A 17,174-nucleotide genomic window follows, 5' to 3' on the forward strand; every position below is an offset into this window, starting at 1 on the left:
CCATGACGAACATCCAGATTTTCGAACCCGGCCTGTGCTGCGGCACCGGCATCTGCGGCGTCGACGTTGACCAACAGCTTGTTGACGTCTCTGCCGACATCGACTGGGCCACCTCCGCCGGCGGTTCTGTCAGCCGGTTCAACCTTGCCCAGGAGCCCCTCGCGTTCGCGGAGAACGAGACCGTCCGCACCTTCCTGCACACCGTGGGCCAGGAAGGCCTGCCCGTCACCATGGTCGACGGCGCCACCGTTCTCACCGGTCGGTATCCGTCCCGCCCCGAGCTGGCGAAATGGGCCGGACTGGGAGCCCCCGCCGTCGAGGACCGCCCGTCGCTGCTCTCCCCCGATACGGCGGGAGAATCTACTGCGTCCGACGCCGGATGCTGCGGTGGTGCCAGCGGAAGCTGCTGCTAATGACACCCGGCAGCGACACTCTCACCGGAACTGGCACCCGCAGCGACCTAGCATTTCTTACCGACACGCCTCGGTTCCTCTTTTTCACCGGCAAGGGCGGCGTAGGCAAGACTTCGATCGCCTGCGCGAGCGCGATCCATCTCGCTGAGGGCGGCGCATCCGTGCTGTTGGTCAGCACCGACCCGGCCTCGAACGTGGGCCAGGTGTTCGGCGTGACGATCGGCAACACCGTCACGCCGATTGCCGCCGTGCCCGGGCTCTCCGCCCTGGAGATCGACCCTGAGCAGGCTGTTGAGAAATACCGCGAACGCATCGTCGGGCCCGTGCGCGGGCTGCTACCCGCCGCTGAGGTCGCCTCGATCGAGGAGCAGCTCTCCGGCGCCTGCACCACCGAGATCGCCTCGTTCAACGAGTTCACCGATCTACTCACCGATGCCGCCTGGACCGTCGCCTATGACCACATCATCTTCGACACCGCCCCGACCGGGCACACCATCCGGTTGCTGCAGCTGCCCGGCGACTGGACCGAGTTCCTCGAGACGGGCAAGGGCGACCCCTCCTGCCTCGGCCCGCTGTCGGGTCTCGAAAAGCAGCGTGCCGTTTATGCTCAGGCCGTGGCCGCGTTGGGCGATCCCGAGCGGACTCGCTTGGTTCTCGTGGCGCGAGCTCAGCAGTCCACGTTAGCCGAGGCCGCCCGCACCTCTGGCGAACTGGTCGCGATCGGGATGGAGCGGCAGTACCTCGTCGTCAACGGCGTTCTGGAGAGCGATGGGGGCGACCCGCTGGCCAGTGCCATCCGAGGTCGTGAGCAGCGGGCGCTCGGCGCACGTGGCGACGCGCTGAGTGCGTTGCCGACCGATTTTCTGCCTCTCAAGGCCGGCAACATGGTCGGGCTGGCTGCATTGCGCGGGCTTCTTTCGGTGGACGAAACAGCGACCGTCGAAGGTGATGCGGCCGGCCTCTCGGCATTCGCGTCGAGTCCCCTCAGCGCCCTCGTCGACCAGATTGCCGCTGACGGTCACGGCCTCGTGATGCTCATGGGCAAAGGCGGGGTAGGCAAGACGACTATGGCCGCCGCCTTCGCAGTGGCACTGGCAGAACGCGGATTTGAGGTGCACCTCACGACGACAGATCCTGCGGCCCACCTGACCGACACTCTGGCCGGCGACCTCGAAAACCTCGAAGTATCCCGAATCGACCCCGCTGTCGAAATCGAACGCTATACAGACCACGTACTGGCGACCAAGGGCGCCCACCTCGATGAGCAGGGTCTGGCCATGCTGCGGGAAGACCTACGCTCGCCCTGCACCGAAGAGATCGCCGTCTTCCAGGCGTTCTCCAGAGTGACCCGGGAGGCCAAGCACAAGTTCGTCGTGCTCGACACCGCCCCCACCGGGCACACCTTGCTCCTGCTCGACGCAACGGGGTCCTACCACCGCGAGGTCTCCCGCCAGATGGGTAGCACGATGCACTTCACCACCCCCATGATGAAGCTCCAGGATCCGACCCAGACCAAGGTGCTACTGGTGACCCTCGCCGAGACGACACCTGTCCTCGAGGCCGCGGGGCTGCAGGAGGACTTGCGCCGCGCCGGAATCGAGCCGTGGGCGTGGATTGTGAACAACTCCATCGCAGCGGCAGACCCAGCATCCGCCCTTCTGCAGCGACGGGCCGCCAACGAGCTCCCCGAGATCGACGCCGTGCGCAGCCGCTACGCCACTCGCGTTGCCCTCGTACCGCTTCTCGCTGTGGAGCCGATTGGAATCCCGTCATTGGAAGCCCTACTCACAGGGCCAACATCTGACAAGACGGGCGGGCCCGAGGAACCGCACCCTAGAGCTCAGCTCCAGAGCTAAAGGCGGGCGCGGAGCTCCTCGACGCGGGTGCGAATGTCGTCACGAACCAGTCGCATCCGCTCAACGCCCTCGATACCGCGCTCGGACGGTTCGTCAGTAGTCCAGGTCTCGAATCTCGTCCCGGCAACTTCATCAACCTGCGCCTCGGACCCCAATACGATGACGACATCCGCGGCGGCGATCATCTCTGCGGTGATGGCTTTCGGGTGTTCATCCCCGACGCCGATGCCCAGCTCGGCAAGCGACTCCACCGACTGAGCGTTCAGAGCAGTTCCAGGCTTGGTTCCCGCCGACTGCACCGTCACACTGTCCCCCGCTGCCGCGCGGAGGAGAGCTGCCGCCATTTGTGACTTGCCCCCGTTCTTCTGGCAGACGAACAGAACGCTGGGGATATGTGTCTCGGTCATGGCGCCATCGTACCGACCGCGGGGCCTGACCTTGTGGCGTCCTTGAGGGGCTCGCGCGTTGGACAATAGTCCTGGCCGCTGGCCACGAAACCTGCCTAGTGGTGTGCGGCCAAGGTGGGGACATGGGCGCTTCCGGCCGGTGCCGCGTTTCAGCCGACTCTTGATCGGGCCGCCGAGTTGAGTTCCGCAGGCGGTGGCACGTTCGCAGTGATCAATGCAGCTCCTCGCGACGAGGCGTCGACGGCTCTGATCCGAGATGCGTTCACTGCCGACGGGGTAGACGAGTGGGCTGAGTTCGAGGCGGACTGCGGCAAGTTCGAGGTCGAAATTGCTCGGGAGCACGCGAAGCAGACGTACACCTTCGGAGAGCTCGAGTAGGAAGCACAGAGCCTCGATCGCATGCGCCGCTGGTACCGGGACTTGAAGAAGCGCGACGTATTGCAGCTTCCAGCGGCAGTGTCAGCAGAGGCACGCCTGCAGCATTGCTCCGACGTGCTCGACGAGTACGCCGAGAAGGTCTACGCAGTGATGCATGCGAACAGCCCGGCGCTCGACTCCTCCGAATAGCAGCGGGCAATGGACCACCCGTGGTCGATCATCGTGGGTGTCGCCGTCGGGCTCGTTCTTGGATGGCTGGTGCTCATCGTCGTCATGACAATAAGTGCCCGTCGACGATCCGAACGACTTTCGCTCGTGGCGGCTCTGCGGCTGGCGCCCGACGTGTTGCGCCTGGCCGGCCGTCTGGCCGCTGACCGGACCGTGACCTGGTGGGTCAGGGCTCTGGTTGCCCTTCTCGGCCTGTATCTGCTCAGCCCGATCGATCTCGTTCCTGACTTCATCCCCGTCATCGGCTACCTCGACGACGCGATCATCGTCGTCCTGGTAATACGACTGGCGATACGACAAGCAGGATCGTCAACGATTGCCCGGCACTGGCCGGGTACGCCCGTGGGCCTGAGTGCTGTGCTCACACTCACCGGAGCGGGATCCCGCCAGTAGTTCATCCTCGGCAGGATCGTGAACAGTCCCTTTGGGTGGTGGGCTGACGCGATCGCAGGACCGGTCATCGTGGCCTTTGCAATCCGTGAAGGAATCGCAGCATGGCGCGGCGACCCCGCTTCATACAGTGCCGGGTGTATAGTCATCGGATGCTGACTATTACTACTCGTATCGATGTGATGAACAGGCTTGGTCGCGCGATGGCCGACCCGACCCGTTCACGCATTCTCATGACCCTACTGGATGGGCCGAGCTACCCGGCGGTGCTGGCCCGTGACCTCAGCCTTAGCCGTTCCAACGTGTCGAACCACCTCACTTGCTTGCGCGATTGCGGCATCGTTGTGGCGGAACCTGAGGGGCGCCAGACCCGATATGAAATCGCTGACCCCCACCTGGGTCGTGCGCTCACAGCGCTGGTCGACGTGACGCTTGCCGTTGACGAAAGCGCACCGTGCGTCGACCCAGCCTGTTCTGTTGCCGGCTGCTGCAGGGAGACGACCCGATGACCTCCGCTGTTACCGACGCGCGCCGCGCAGTCCTTCACCGCCGGGTAAGATTCATCGTCGCTTTCACGATCACCTACAACGTGATCGAAGCTGTCGTAGCAATCTGGGCCGGCTCATTGGCGTCCTCCGCTGCTCTGATCGGATTTGGCCTCGATTCGATCGTGGAAGTACTCTCGGCTCTAGCCATAGCGTGGCAGTTTACGCGGAAGAACCCGGAGAGTTGGGAGAAGGCAACAGTACGCGCGATCGGAATCGCGTTCTTCGCCTTGGCTGCGTACGTAATCACCGACTCAGTGCTCTCGCTATCCGGCGCCCAGGACGTGGACCACAGCCCCCTCGGTATCGGCATTGCAACCCTGAGCCTGCTGGTCATGCCCCTGCTGGCCTGGTTCGAATTCCGAACCGGCCGCGAACTCGGCTCGAAGAGCGTCATGGCCGATGCCAAGCAACTCGTGCTGTGCATCTATCTCTCCGGCACCGTCCTCATCGGCCTGCTGCTTAATAGCCTGTTCGGCTGGGCGTGGGCAGACTCCATCGCAGCCTTAGTCGTTGCGGCACTCGCGATCCGGGAAGGCATCGAAGCGTGGCGCGGCGACGTCGAGTCACCATTCGAAGTTCTCAGCGAAATGGTTGAGGATGACGACGACAACAACGAGCATCACGAAGACAAAACCATCGACCGACCCAGGTAGGCCGATTCCGGCCGGCCGTCAGCCAGATAGAAAGCATCACAAGCCCGATGGAAACCATCACAGTTGAAGACCATGACCAAGAGGCGGTCGAGGACGGGCAGGAGGTCGCCGCGGTCGAGGGCGCGGGAGCGGGGCGAGAAGCCGAGGCGACAATCAACTGGGGTGGTGCCGGGAGCGGCTGAACTCGAGGTCGCGGGAGAGGACAGCCGGGTAGCTGGTAGCCTCCAGCAGGCTCATGAGGATGCGCGAGCGAGTTGGGTCGGCCATCGCACGTCCCAGTCGGTTCATCACATCGAGACGATTCGTAATGGTCAGTATCGGATGACCATACAACGAGTGCTGTACTAAATGAAGCTGCAGAGTGCAAGCAAAACCGGCCCACGCTGGCGCTCTCGGTTTCAGGTAGCCTGTGGGAGGAAGTGTCGGCAAACCTCTTGACCGAATCCCGAACAAAGGTGAAATGGCCTTGAACGGCAGCACAAGAACGGATCGCACCCCGAGGGATGCCTTACTCTCTGCGATCGTGTCGATGCTGGCCATGGCCGCAATCTTGCTCAGCCTGCTTGCCATCCACTCGGCGAGGACCGGTCCTGAGTTCGGCGTTGCGCTTCCAGTCGCATCTTCGTCCGAGGTACAGCCAAGTAGCTCCCTCGCAATCGAGGCCGTTACTGCAGGCTCGGCTGTGACGGTTGCCGTCCACACTGCCAGAGCGTCGACCGCTTGGGCAGTAAACGGAATGTTGGGCTGCGCTCTCATCGCGATGAGTTGCGGACTCTTGCTGGTTCTCGCATGTCTGCTGCTCCGGGCACGATCGGCCGCAGTGCATGACCGTCTGCTAGATGACGTTGGGCCTCCTACCCAATCAACCTACGGCCCCCCGTTACACACATTTCGGCCCAATCTGACTCTTCTTTCCGTTAGTCGCGTCTAAACCGACCCCCTTGCGCCCGCACCGGGACGCAGCGCACACCCACGTCCAAGGGACGACTCGGTTCAAGACAAACTCGACGATGAATGGAACAAAGATGCTCAGAAAACGTGCGGATGGCGACAGCCCTCGAACGCAGGCCGTGAATCGACGCACTGCCGGGAACGTATCGGCAAGAGATCACGTCGTTGGAGAGGGGACCGTCACTCAGCGAGCCCACGAATCGGCAGAAGCAAATGGACTTTTTCGTGCAGTCAAAGGATTTGCCGTGACCGAGCAGGGTCTTTAGTGTCGCGCCCGCTCGACCACCACGACTCCAAGCCGCCCGCCGATGGTGTCATCCAACCGGCACTTGACTTCAGAGGCTGGCTGCGCTGGTTCTGGCGCCAGCTCACGAGCATGCGCACGGCGCTGCTACTGCTCCTGCTGCTCGCGATCGCGGCAGTCCCCGGCTCTCTCGTACCCCAACGCAGCTCCGACCCAAACGGTGTCACCCAATACTTCACCGACAACCCCGAACTCGCTCCTGCCCTCGACAGCATCCAAGCCTTCGATGTTTACTCCTCTGCTTGGTTCTCCTCGATCTACCTCCTGCTGTTTATCTCGCTCATCGGCTGCGTGATCCCACGCACACGGCACCACCTCCAAGCGCTTCGGGCAAAGCCACCGAAAACACCGGCACGTCTGAGCCGTCTGGCCGGCTTCACCACGCGCAACGCCCCTGCCGGCACGGATGCGGCGGCGGCCGTTGAATCTGCACAACACCTCCTAAAATCCAAGGGATATCGTGTCGCGCTCTTCGACGCAGGCCCTGAGCCCTCGGTCTCCGCCGAGCGCGGTTACCTCCGCGAAACCGGTAATCTCGTCTTCCACTTGGCCCTGGTCGGCATCCTGATCACCGTCGGTTTCGGCAGCGGGTATGGATTCAGCGGGCAGCGGGTGCTCGTCGAAGGCCAGAGCTTCGTCAACACGCTGCTGGCCTATGACTCGTTCAACCCCGGTCGCTTCTTCAACGATGAGAGCCTTGACCCGTACAAGCTCACGCTGGACAGCTTCGACGTCGAATACGAGACGCAGAACCTCAGCGCCTACGGCCAGCCGGTGGACTACATCGCCGGGGTCACAGTTACGGAGCGGGAACGGTCGGCGCAGTCCGATGAGGTGAAAGTTAACGCCCCGTTGCGTGCCGGAGGAACAGACATTTTCCTGCTGGGCAACGGCTACGCACCCACGATCACCGTCAAGGATCCGGACGGCACAATTGTTTTCACCGACTCGATTCCCTTCCTGCCCCAGGATTCAAACCTCACGTCCCTCGGAGTGGTGAAAGTCCCGGACGGTCTCGCAGAGCAACTGGGCATGATTGGTTTCCTCTACCCCACCCAGGCCGAGGCCAAGTCTGGTGCTTACTTCTCCTCATACCCTGACCTTGCGTACCCGCTGCTCACCCTCAACGTGTTCTCGGGCGACCTCGGGCTTGACAAGGGTGTGCCCACATCCGTCTATGCGCTCACCACCGACAACATGACTCAGCTAACCGGCGGCACCACGGGGTCCAAGTCGCTTGAGCTGAAGCCGGGCGAGACTCAGCAACTGCCCAACGGGCTCGGCACGGTTACTTTCGAGGACGCCGACCCGGGCGCCAAATCCGGCGATTTCTCTGGCTCCGTCTTGAGGTTCGCTTCCTTCGACATCAACAGGGACCCGGCGCAGGGCTGGGTGCTCCTCTTCTCCGTGTTCGTGCTGCTGGGTCTGCTCACTTCGTTGTTCGTCCCGCGCCGCCGGGTGTGGGTGAGAGCAGCCCGCCGTGTTGACGGGTCGATACGCCTCGAGTACGCGGGTCTCGCTCGCGGCGATGACCCTGCCCTCGAAGCGGCGGTGGCAGACCTCGCCGACCGCCACAGTGCGGCGTTTACGCTGCCGATCACGTCCACCGAGAAACCGAAAAGCCACGGAGGCCAATCTAATGAATCTCAATGATCTCTCGATACTGAGCCTGTACTCCGCTATGGGCGTGTACATGCTTGCGTTCATCGCATTTTCGATTGACCTAGCCAGGCGCTCTTCGGCTGTCGATGCCGCGCCCGCCGCCGCGCAGTTCGCTGCCACGGCCGGCAACCCTACCTCGACTGAATCCGGCGGCACGAGGACCCTGACCCGGATCAGCGCCGGCATCGCAAACGATGCTGCCATGCCGTATGGCCGCTCGGCCAGCTTGCGCGTCGGCGTCTCGCTCACCGGGCTCGCCTGGGCGCTACACCTGGTCGCCACGGTGCTCCGCGGAATCGCCGCAGAACGTGTGCCATGGGCAAACATGTACGAGTTCGCGATGATTGGCACCCTGCTCATCATGACGGTGTTTCTGACCGCGCTCACTCGAGCGGACCTGCGCTTCCTCGGTACCTTCGTCACCGGATTGGTGCTGATCTTGCTGGGCATCGCCGCTCTCAGGTACTACGTCGAGATTGCCCCGCTACCACCGGCGCTGCAATCGGTGTGGCTGGTCATCCACGTCTTCGTCGCATCACTTGGTACCGGCTACTTTGCGCTCGGCTTCGCCCTGTCCGCCGTGCAGCTGATTCAGTTCAGGCGAGAGCGCCTCGTGGCCGAGCATCGGCCGACACGGCTACGGTTCCTGGCCACGCTGCCCTCGTCTGCGACGTTGGAGAACCTCGCTTACCGAAGCAACATCATCGGCTTCGTCCTCTGGACATTCACTCTCATCGCCGGATCGGTCTGGGCAGAGCAGGCGTGGGGTCGCTACTGGGGTTGGGACACCAAGGAAGTCTGGACCTTCATCATCTGGGTCATCTACGCAGGCTACATCCACGCCAGGGCGACCCGCGGGTGGCGCGGCTCGCGATCGGCGTGGCTCTCGATCATCGGCTTCAGCGCCGTGCTATTCAACTTCGGCATTGTGAACGTCTTCTTCACAGGCCTCCACTCGTACTCCGGCCTGTAGCCCCGCCGGAAAACACACTGGCCCCGGCAGGCGGCCCCTGTCGCAATCGCAGCGCTTTGATCGCCTGCTTCGTGTCTTTGGCATCGGCGTGAGCACTGCCCTAAACGCCCGAGGACTAGCTCAGGTGGGGAAAGTTGGCCCGGACATTTCTGATCCGCCGCAACTTGAATCCTCGCCGGTGTTGGTCCGCTGAGGCTTGTTGGCGCCGTCGTGTTGGTTTCCTACGTCACGTCGGGAGTTGTGGCGGCCGAGGCAGATTTTAGTAGAGCATCGGCGACTCGCTGCGGGTGCCTGGTGGACAGGAGCCAGTAGGGAGCGGGGTCTTCTGGGTCGGTGAGGGGGATCTTGATGACGGGTGATACCCATCCTCGGAGCAAGAGCCAAGCGCGTGCGTCTAGGCGTTGGCCTCGCTCGAGAGTGGCTTGCTCGGCTAGGAAGACCTGTGGCGTACCGATGTGCTCAATTGGAAGTCGCGCTGGTCCTGCGATGAGGTACGAATCAGTCACAGCTATTGTCGGGGACGCGAGAACGAGCACAGCGATTATGCCGGTGTAGAGAACGGCTGCGGTCAGTACGCCCACGGTTGGGTTGATGGGGAGGAAGACGAGCAGGCTCGCGGGGATCACAAGCGCAGTGAAGATGAATATAGAGGGTGATGGCCACAGACGTTCCCGGTGGTAGTACATGGCTATGAGACCCGAGCTTCCGCGCTGAAGTGCGCATAGAACAGCGAACGTTTAGGTGGGACGTCGCCCACAATCTGATCCGCCAAGTTTACGGCCATCACACGACCCAGCTACCTCAGGTCGTCCGAGAGAGCAGCAAGGGCGGCGTCCACGCTTTCATATACGCCGCGGTTCATATCCGCTGCATCTATGACGACGTATCCTTCCGGCGTCCTAGCGATGGTTCCAACATATTGCTGGTCGCGCCTGACCGTGAGAACGTCCGGGGTTGCTTCGTCAAACGAGAGCACCACGACAACGCTTAGTCGAAAAGCTCACCCAACCAGCCCTGACGTTTTCGCTTCCGCCCATCGGAATAGCCGCCGTGACCTTGCCCATGACTGGAGCCGTGGTCACCCTCGCGGGGACGATTATCGTTCGAACGGTAGTCAGTCGGCTCTGCTTGGAACGGCTGGTTCACAATGGATCGCTCGACTATCTTGTCAATTTCTCCGCGGTCCAACCAGACACCGCGACACTGCGGGCAATAGTCAATCTCGATGCCTGCTCGCTCTGTCATGACAAGCTGGGCGTCATCAATAGGGCACTTCATGCGGTGATCGGTTCCATGCCACGAACATATCGACCGATACTGACAACACGCCGCGAACGGAGCCGCCGTGGTGGGGAAGAAAGCTGCCGCTAATTCCCTGTTAGCTCTCGCTAGGGTTAGAGAATGCGCACCGACAAACGCCCAACAGGAACTCCTGTGGATCCTCCGTTCACGCGCTCCGCCCTCGCTCCCGGCCTACTCGGTGCAATCGTCCTGTTGGCTGGCTTAGCGCTGCTCGATGTCGAAAGTTACCTCATCATTCGCTATGTCGTCAGCATCCTGGCGGTTATCGTGTGTGTCTTCACGATCCAGGCAAAGGCGTGGTGGTGGCTGATCCTACTGGCGCCGATCGCCGTTCTCTGGAACCCGGTCATCGTCATCGAGTTGCAAGGCCAAGGGTGGGCGTCCGCACAGTTCCTTGCCGCGCTGGCGCTCATCATCGTTGGCGTGAGGCTCAAGGTCCCAAACCATCGAGATTAGCGAGAACCCGCGAATGGCTCACAAGAACGCACCCCCTGTCGGTCAACCCCAGCAGCGCAGGCAAGTGTGTGTCAGCTGCTCCGTGCACCGCTCGTGTGCGCCATCCAAGTGGGAACTTACTCCGCCCCGTTGGCAGCCCCCTAAAGGGCAACCACGCATATCCGAGTGCTTCAATACCTGCCCTTGCCATCAACATTTCCTGGCCGACAGGCGCCCTGTCGCACCGTTCTGGAGACAACCTTGCTCAATCACTTCGCCAGCGTTCAGAGCCGCCTCAGCGCGCAAACCGCACTGAGGAACCGTTGCTAACTGAAACTGGCACCGCTGGAACTCGGCTGCGCCCTCCGCGCACACCTCCGCTCAGGAACGGTCAGCCACCGTTCTGGCTTGCCCTCGTCCTGGCGGTGAGCGGCGGGATAGTGAATGCCTTGGCCTTTCCAGGTCTCGGCTGGTGGCCGCTGATCTTCATTGGCACTCCTCTCATACTCGGATCTCTTATCGGCCGCCGGGTCCGAGGTGCCCTCGTAGTGGGTTTCCTCGGGGGGTTCGCTTTCTGGGGAACTCACATCCTGTGGCTCACCGTTTACCTCGGCCCGGTTCCGTGGCTCGCCCTCGCAGGCCTCGAAGCGGTCTTTTTCGCCGCGGGCTGCGCGCTCATCGCCGTGGCTTGGCGATTCACCGATCGAGCATTCCGTGGCGACTTCGGACGGTACGGTTTTACACCGATTGTCGTCGCCTGCCTGTGGACCCTGCGAGAGTTTGTCACCAGCAACTGGCCGTATGGCGGATTTTCGTGGGGCCGGCTGGCCTTCTCTCAATCGGAAAGCCCCTTCGGCGAGCTGGTGGCATGGGTCGGAATATCCGGGCTCTCCTTTCTGCTCGCCTGGGTGGGAGCGCTATTCGTCCAAGTCTTGCGTAGTCGGACTTTCCGAAGGCGGGCAGCCCTGGCCGTCATCCCTGTTGGGCTCATTACTGTGTTCCTCGCCGTGCCGCCGGTTGCTATAGCTGAGGCGGGCACCATGCGCGTCGCCGGGGTTCAGGGCGATTCGGATGCAGGTCTGTTTGGGGAGTACAAGCCCGGGGAGATCCTTGGCGACCACGTTGCCGCTACGGAACCTCTCTATGGAGAGGACGTCGACGTCGTCGTCTGGCCGGAGAACGCGGCTGACCTCAACCCGCTCAAGAATGGCCAGGCCGCAGATATTCTCGACGACGTCACGGAACGGATGAACGCTCCGTTGGTGACTGGAACGATCACGTCCGACGGCGACAAGACGTTCAATAGCCTGCTGCTGTGGAACCGCGGCTCTGGAGCTGTCGATCAGTACGACAAGATGCATCCGGTGCCATTTGCCGAGTACATTCCGGACCGTGATTTCTGGTTTCCACTTGCGCCGGGATTGCTCTCGCTCATTCCCCGCGATTACACGATTGGGACCCGGGACAATATCTTCGAGTTAGAAGAGGTGAAGGCGGGCCTTGCAATTTGCTTCGATATCGTCGATGACAACCTCATCCGCCAGATGGTAGCTGGTGGGGCCGAGCTCATTCTGGCTCCCTCAAACAACGCTGACTTTGGCCGCAGCGACGAAAGTGTCCAGCAACTGGCCATCGCCCGCCTGCGCGCCATTGAGTACGGTCGCAGCGTCGTGAACGTATCAACTGTGGGCACATCAGCAGTGATCGCCCCCGATGGGAGCACGATCGATCGCCTACCCGCATTCACGCCCGGGTCCATGGTCGAGGATGTTCCACTGAGCACGACGATCACACCGGCCGCACTCCTCGGTGCCGGGATCGAATTGACGCTCTCGGCCTTCGGATTGGCTGGTCTCGTCCTCGCTCTGATCGTTGGCCGAGGTATCGGCGCCCCCCAGGGAACCGGCGGCAAATCTGGAAAACTCTCCCCGTCGCGGCTCACTCGTGACGAAGAGCCACACACCTGACAGCGCGGACGAAAACAGATGCGGTCTACCCCGGCAAGGTCGACGACTCTTCACGCCCGCGCCGCTTCATGGCGCGCCACAATGAAGCTGGCATGGCGACGGCCATGGCTCGAGTCCGTAGGTTGACGCCAGTGCGTATCGCCCGGACGACCCGGTCGACATCGTCCGCGAGAAGAACCGGATTCCCGGGCCCTGCGTCCTTGCCGGCGGGGGCGTAGCGGTCTCGTTCCTCGACGACAACAAGCCGGTGCAGTGAGGCTTCCGCGGTTGCGGATATCGATAGGCAGTCGGCCCATTTTCGCGGCGTGTCCGTGTTACGCAGCGGGACGCCATGGTCCAGCGCGGTGTCAGTGATTTCGGCCCAGGCCGCGGATGCTCCGCCGCGCCCGGACCGAATGCGGCGTCTGCGCCGCTCGCGGACCAATAGCCGAACAACGCCGGGCGTTATCAGAATCACCGCCACCAACGCCGAGATGAGTCCAAGGAGAGACAGAGAGCCGCTGTCCTGTAACTGGCTTTCCGGTCCCACGAGCCCATCCAGTTCGTCGGTTGGGTTCGCTTGACTGGACGATGGCCCGCTCGTTGGCTGGCCGGAGAGGGGTGTGGATCCCGAGGATACGGCGTCCGGACGCGCGTAGTCGGGGACAGTCCCGCGGCCTGGGGTCGGTTCGAATGGTACCCAGCCGATGCCGACGAAATACAGTTCTGGCCACGTATGGAGATCATCGGAACTGATCTCGTAGCGTGCCTTCTCTGAACCTGTTCCTGGCATGCGCGTTCCGGGACCATAGCCGAGCGCGACGCGTGCCGGAATGCCCAGCACACGCGCCATGACGGCCATTGCCGAAGCAAACTGGACGCAATACCCTCGCTTCACCTCCAGGAATCTGCCGATGACGTCCACTCCCCCGCCGTCGAAGCCTTCTTCGACCGGCGCTTCTGTGTCGTAACGAAAATCGTCACTTCGCAGGTATTCCTGAATGGCGACCGCGGCGTCATAGTTCGAGGTGGTTCCTGTTGCCAGCACACGTGCTGTTTGGTCGACGACCTCTGGGCGCGGCGTGGGCAGCTCCAGATTGTTCAAGGCCTCGGCGGGGTAGTCGGTGCTGGAGTTGCGTAGCTGTTGGACTGTCGGTTTGAGTTGCAGGGACGTGACGGTGTATTCCTGTCCGCGCGTGCTGGAGCCCAGGCTCGATATCGTCCGGGCCGTATCGCCCCAGCGCCAGTTCCCGGACAGCCCATCAACACGCGTGGGCGCGGTCGGAGCTGGCAGCCAGCTGATGTCGAGCCGGTCGATGACGACCGACGTGACCATCTCGCTGGTTGGGACATCCGCTGAAACTCCGTCTGGCTTTCGGATGTCGTCTAGCGTATTTTCTTGGCGGGGCGGATCCGGCCGCGCGGTCCAATTGGTTTCGATAAATCGGTCCAGCGTGAGGATTTTGAGGTACGGCGGCTGATCGGCCGTCGTTACGTAGTGCAGCGCCGGGCGAGGTTTCGGCTGCCTCAGGTCCCTTCCGAGGTCGATCATCGGGTTGATTCCGGAACCGTAAGACAGGGCGCCCAAGCTACCACCCGCAGATCCCCCGTCGGTCAGCGGCGGAGTGACAGCGCTCAACGTCAGCGCTCCACCGATCCCGATGCTGGCAATCGCAACGGAGACCCACACCGGCCCTGACCGCAGCGGCTGGCGTGCTGCGTCCTGGTCCGGGCCGGTCAGGTGGGTTGCTCCATTTTCGTGGATGCGGGCGTCGACCCGAAGGAGGACGAAAAACGCGGCGGAAGCGACCACGAGCGCAGCAACATCCGCCCCCTCATCAAGCAGCAACCCGGGTGCGGCGACCGGTACGAGAACCGGCACACCAGCTGCCGCAGGCCACCGCAGGGTGATGGCTAAAACATCCATCAGGATCGCGATCAGCCCTGCACCGGTTGCGAGGAGGAAGACGATACCGGCGGTGGCTTCCGCCGGGGTGCCTTGTTCCTGGATGGACATGACCCCGGAGGTGAAGAGGGTCTGGAACCGCTTGACTGTGTCTCCGGTTGGGATCAGCCACAACACTCCACTCCCTCTCCCGAAGAGAAGGGTGAGAGTGAGGAGAAGGACACCCCCGATCATTGCCGGCACCAGATATCGGGGTATGCCGAGACTTCGTAGAGCGCCCGCAGCGACGAGAACTACACCCGCCGTGACCGCCATCGCCCACCACCACGCCGTTCCGTGCAGAAGCGGCCCGAGCGCCCCACATCCTGTTAGCAGCAGCAACAGAAGAGCAAATGTGAGCGGCCATCGCGCGTCGGTCCGAGGCGCAAAGCGCATGCGCCGGAACAATACACGCGTTGGTCCCCGTGGGTTCACCGTCACACCCTCCGTCGGCTCTTCACGGTACAGACACATCTCGTCCGGGTGGCCGGCGCTCAGGCCGCGGTGAGCACCGGTTTCAATCGAGTGTCTTGGTCGTATGCGAAACTGTTCAGACATAGTACGCACCACACAAGCCGTGGAGCTTCGTTCATTCTGAATGAGGCTTGACGTCGGCCAGCCTGCTCAGTCCCGCGATCAGCGGCCTAGCCAGACTTGTCGCGAGTGGTTGCCATTCAGGAGGTGACGCGTATGAGAACTCGAGGTGCTCGTACTGTGCGCGGCCTGGTCGTGGCGTTCGGTGCGGTGTTCGTGGCGGTCTTCTTTCACTCCGTCGCTGACGGCTGTCCGCCGAGCCTCATTGGCGTGGTCGTGGCTCTTCTGTTCGCGATTCCGGTGTGCGTGCTACTGGCGGGAAAGACCTTGTCCCGCGTGCGGCTGGCGTTTTCAGTTGCTTCGAGCCAGGCAGTTTTCCATGTCACCATGAGCATGGGAAACTTCACCGCTGACGCGATCACCTCCGATTCCGAGGGGCTGAGCCATCATGCTCATGCCGCTGCGACGACACTTTTCAGTCTCGGAGCGGGATCCGCGACCGATCATACCGGCGACGATTCTGGCATGTGGTTGGCTCACCTGTTCGCTGCCGCTCTCACCTTCTTCGCCCTGCGCCGCGGGGAGGCAACGTTTTGGGCATTGCTCACCCGCACTGGTCTTACTGTCGCTGCCGCATTGTTTGCCGTCACCGAAATCCTGCCCAGTGCACCATCTCGCTCAACCGCAGTTTCTTCCTCGTGTGGGTGGGTGCAGGCGCGGCTCGTTGTGCTCGGTGCGATGCGCCATCGGGGCCCGCCGTTCGTCTGGGCGTAAACCCACCTCGCACTGCACCCCCACTTACCTATCGAGCGCGTTATGACGGCCTGCCGCGTGCGCGCCCGCGACCAACGAATAGAGACCTTCTAGTGAAGAACCGCACCCTAGCCACCTCCCTGACCGCCGTCGGCGCCGGCATCGCTCTCGCGATAGCCGCGCCACTGGCGGCTTCCGCGCACGTGAGCATCACCCCGAACTCAGCCGACCCCGGCGCCTCCCAGAACTTCGTCTTCCAGGCAGCGAACGAATCCGCCACAGCATCCACCATCAAGGTCGAGATAGCGCTACCCACGGACACCCCGATCGTCAGCGTGCGCTATCAGGCAACGCCCGGGTGGACCACCGAAGTCATTACCAGCACGCTTCCCGAACCTGTAGAAGTTTCCGGCAATACCATCACCGATGCTCCGACGAGCATCGTCTTCACGGCAGATGAGGGCAACGGCATCCGCCCAGGCTCGTTCCAACAGTGGACTGTCTCACTCGGTCCGATCCCCGAAACGGGAAGCCTTCTCTTCCCTGCCGTTCAGACCTACGATGACGGCGATGTCGCGAACTGGACCGCTACCGCCGAGGATCTCGAAGCCGACGAGACGCTCAAGGCCGCTCCGGTCTTGTTCGTTGAAGACGACGTCGTGGCCGACGGCCACGGGGGTTCCTCCTCCACCGATCACTCGGCGACGGAGACCGACGCCGAAGTCGCAACAACGTCGACCGCCACCGGGGCCACAGATTCAGGTCTGCCCCTTGGCCTGAGCATCGCTGCGCTCATCCTCGCCGCCGTGGGGACGATCCTCGGGGCCGTATCGCTGTTCGGTAGGAAGCGTTCCGCATGACCTCACCACTGCGCAAGTTGTGCGGGGTCGTCGGGGTATTGGGTGCCGCCGGGATCTTTATCTTCGGCGGCACCGTCGGACCAGTGTCCGCGCACGACTCACTTCTGGCCGCCTCGCCCGAGGCCGGTGCGACGACAACAAGCATGACCGAAGTAGAACTGACTTTCAGCGACAACCTTCTGAACGTCAGCGGGATGAGTAATGCATTCGCAGTGCAGGTCATCGGTCCCGACGACCGGTACTACACCGACGGCTGTGTCACCCTCGCGGGAGCAACAATCACGGCCCCAGCTACCCTCGGCGGTGCTGGCGAGTACGAGGTGCTGTGGCAAGTGGTCTCGGCCGACGGGCACGCTATCTCAGAGTCGTACGTCTTCGACTACGCGCCGTCAGCCGGATCGGCGGCCGCGGCGGGCACGGCCACTGCCCCGGTTTGCGGAACGGCGTCGTCTACCGACGGGGCCGCTGTCGGGAGCGATGCTCCGTCAACAACAGCTGATGCCAGCGCTGCTGACGCCGCCGATCTTGGTGCGGGGTTGACGATCGGCGCTGCTGTGATCGCGCTGACGGCTGCCGTGACCGTTTTTCTCGTCTACCGCATGCGCCGCTCGCGCTGAGAATGCACAGGAGGGGCCG

At 62.7% G+C, this 17,174-nt stretch carries 17 protein-coding genes and 2 pseudogenes; 13 read left to right on the plus strand and 6 right to left on the minus strand.

The genetic code is table 11. The annotated features are described in order from the left end of the window. Nucleotides 1-2: 2 nt before the first annotated feature. Complete coding sequence (arsD, locus tag K2F54_RS15540; RefSeq protein ID WP_220606766.1) at nt 3-413, plus strand: arsenite efflux transporter metallochaperone ArsD; 411 nt, start codon at nt 3-5, stop codon at nt 411-413. After that, nucleotides 413-2,269 (plus strand): arsenical pump-driving ATPase, encoded by a 1,857-nt coding sequence (gene arsA, locus K2F54_RS15545; RefSeq protein WP_220606767.1) that lies wholly within the window; start codon nt 413-415, stop codon nt 2,267-2,269. The genes arsD and arsA overlap by 1 nt, the downstream gene beginning before the upstream one ends. Here arsA and K2F54_RS15550 read toward each other — a convergent pair. Then, nucleotides 2,266-2,676: an arsenate-mycothiol transferase ArsC gene (locus K2F54_RS15550; RefSeq protein ID WP_220606768.1), complete on the minus strand. Its 411-nt coding sequence runs from the start codon at nt 2,674-2,676 to the stop codon at nt 2,266-2,268. The two genes, arsA and K2F54_RS15550, sit on opposite strands and share 4 nt — an antisense overlap. Before the next feature lie 114 nt (nt 2,677-2,790). Here K2F54_RS15550 and K2F54_RS19635 point away from each other — a divergent pair. From K2F54_RS19635 to K2F54_RS15570, 4 genes and pseudogenes are all read left to right on the plus strand, one after another. Next, nucleotides 2,791-3,243 (plus strand): annotated as a pseudogene (locus K2F54_RS19635) (Chromate resistance protein ChrB). A 9-nt stretch (nt 3,244-3,252) separates the two neighbouring features. Then, the gene (locus K2F54_RS15560) at nt 3,253-3,675 is read left to right on the plus strand and encodes a YkvA family protein (RefSeq protein ID WP_220606770.1); all 423 of its coding nucleotides are present in this window, start codon (nt 3,253-3,255) and stop codon (nt 3,673-3,675) included. A 149-nt stretch (nt 3,676-3,824) separates the two neighbouring features. Continuing rightward, a complete protein-coding gene (gene cmtR / locus K2F54_RS15565) occupies nt 3,825-4,181 on the plus strand; it encodes a Cd(II)/Pb(II)-sensing metalloregulatory transcriptional regulator CmtR (RefSeq protein ID WP_220606771.1) in 357 nt (118 codons plus the stop codon). Then, complete coding sequence (locus K2F54_RS15570) at nt 4,178-4,873, plus strand: cation efflux transmembrane domain-containing protein (protein ID WP_220606772.1); 696 nt, start codon at nt 4,178-4,180, stop codon at nt 4,871-4,873. Before cmtR ends, K2F54_RS15570 begins: the two co-directional genes overlap by 4 nt. A gap of 171 nt (nt 4,874-5,044) precedes the next feature. Here the strand turns inward: K2F54_RS15570 and K2F54_RS15575 are convergent. Next, a pseudogene (locus K2F54_RS15575) lies at nt 5,045-5,191 on the minus strand (Cd(II)/Pb(II)-sensing metalloregulatory transcriptional regulator CmtR); the annotation flags it as partial. An 898-nt stretch (nt 5,192-6,089) separates the two neighbouring features. Here K2F54_RS15575 and resB point away from each other — a divergent pair. After that, entirely contained in the window at nt 6,090-7,781 is a 1,692-nt protein-coding gene (gene resB / locus K2F54_RS15580; protein ID WP_220606773.1) for a cytochrome c biogenesis protein ResB, read from the plus strand. After that, complete coding sequence (gene ccsB, locus K2F54_RS15585) at nt 7,768-8,763, plus strand: c-type cytochrome biogenesis protein CcsB (RefSeq protein WP_066600598.1); 996 nt, start codon at nt 7,768-7,770, stop codon at nt 8,761-8,763. The genes resB and ccsB overlap by 14 nt, the downstream gene beginning before the upstream one ends. A 221-nt stretch (nt 8,764-8,984) precedes the next feature. Here ccsB and K2F54_RS15590 read toward each other — a convergent pair whose 3' ends face one another. From K2F54_RS15590 to K2F54_RS15600, 3 genes are all read right to left on the minus strand, one after another. Further along, nucleotides 8,985-9,449, minus strand: coding sequence for a DUF3093 domain-containing protein (locus K2F54_RS15590; protein WP_084021480.1), 465 nt, complete (start codon nt 9,447-9,449; stop codon nt 8,985-8,987). A 110-nt stretch (nt 9,450-9,559) separates the two neighbouring features. Then, nucleotides 9,560-9,742, minus strand: a complete 183-nt coding sequence (locus tag K2F54_RS15595; RefSeq protein WP_220606774.1) for a hypothetical protein — start codon at nt 9,740-9,742, stop codon at nt 9,560-9,562. Nucleotides 9,743-9,750: 8 nt separating this feature from the next. Continuing rightward, entirely contained in the window at nt 9,751-10,041 is a 291-nt protein-coding gene (locus K2F54_RS15600; RefSeq protein ID WP_220606775.1) for a TFIIB-type zinc ribbon-containing protein, read from the minus strand. Nucleotides 10,042-10,164: 123 nt separating this feature from the next. Here K2F54_RS15600 and K2F54_RS15605 point away from each other — a divergent pair, with 123 nt between their 5' ends. After that, nucleotides 10,165-10,521, plus strand: a complete 357-nt coding sequence (locus K2F54_RS15605; RefSeq protein ID WP_220606776.1) for a DUF6804 family protein — start codon at nt 10,165-10,167, stop codon at nt 10,519-10,521. Nucleotides 10,522-10,925: 404 nt separating this feature from the next. Then, nucleotides 10,926-12,467, plus strand: coding sequence for an apolipoprotein N-acyltransferase (gene lnt, locus K2F54_RS15610; protein WP_308287701.1), 1,542 nt, complete (start codon nt 10,926-10,928; stop codon nt 12,465-12,467). A gap of 25 nt (nt 12,468-12,492) precedes the next feature. On the opposite strand, the gene K2F54_RS15615 is transcribed toward lnt, so the two are convergent. Beyond that, nucleotides 12,493-14,949 carry a transglutaminase TgpA family protein gene (locus K2F54_RS15615; RefSeq protein WP_308287695.1) on the minus strand — a complete coding sequence of 819 codons (2,457 nt, stop codon included), beginning with the start codon at nt 14,947-14,949 and terminating at the stop codon, nt 12,493-12,495. Nucleotides 14,950-15,054: 105 nt separating this feature from the next. Here K2F54_RS15615 and K2F54_RS19640 point away from each other — a divergent pair, with 105 nt between their 5' ends. From K2F54_RS19640 to K2F54_RS15630, 3 genes are all read left to right on the plus strand, one after another. After that, a complete protein-coding gene (locus tag K2F54_RS19640) occupies nt 15,055-15,699 on the plus strand; it encodes a hypothetical protein (protein ID WP_220606778.1) in 645 nt (214 codons plus the stop codon). Between the two features lie 182 nt (nt 15,700-15,881). Then, the gene (locus K2F54_RS19645) at nt 15,882-16,538 is read left to right on the plus strand and encodes a YcnI family copper-binding membrane protein (RefSeq protein ID WP_220606779.1); all 657 of its coding nucleotides are present in this window, start codon (nt 15,882-15,884) and stop codon (nt 16,536-16,538) included. Beyond that, the gene (locus K2F54_RS15630) at nt 16,535-17,155 is read left to right on the plus strand and encodes a copper resistance CopC family protein (protein WP_220606780.1); all 621 of its coding nucleotides are present in this window, start codon (nt 16,535-16,537) and stop codon (nt 17,153-17,155) included. The genes K2F54_RS19645 and K2F54_RS15630 overlap by 4 nt, the downstream gene beginning before the upstream one ends. The last annotated feature ends 19 nt before the right edge of the window (nt 17,156-17,174 follow it).

Origin of the sequence: Cryobacterium inferilacus (assembly GCF_019599185.1) — a bacterium.
In the GTDB taxonomy this organism is placed as follows: domain Bacteria; phylum Actinomycetota; class Actinomycetes; order Actinomycetales; family Microbacteriaceae; genus Cryobacterium; species Cryobacterium inferilacus.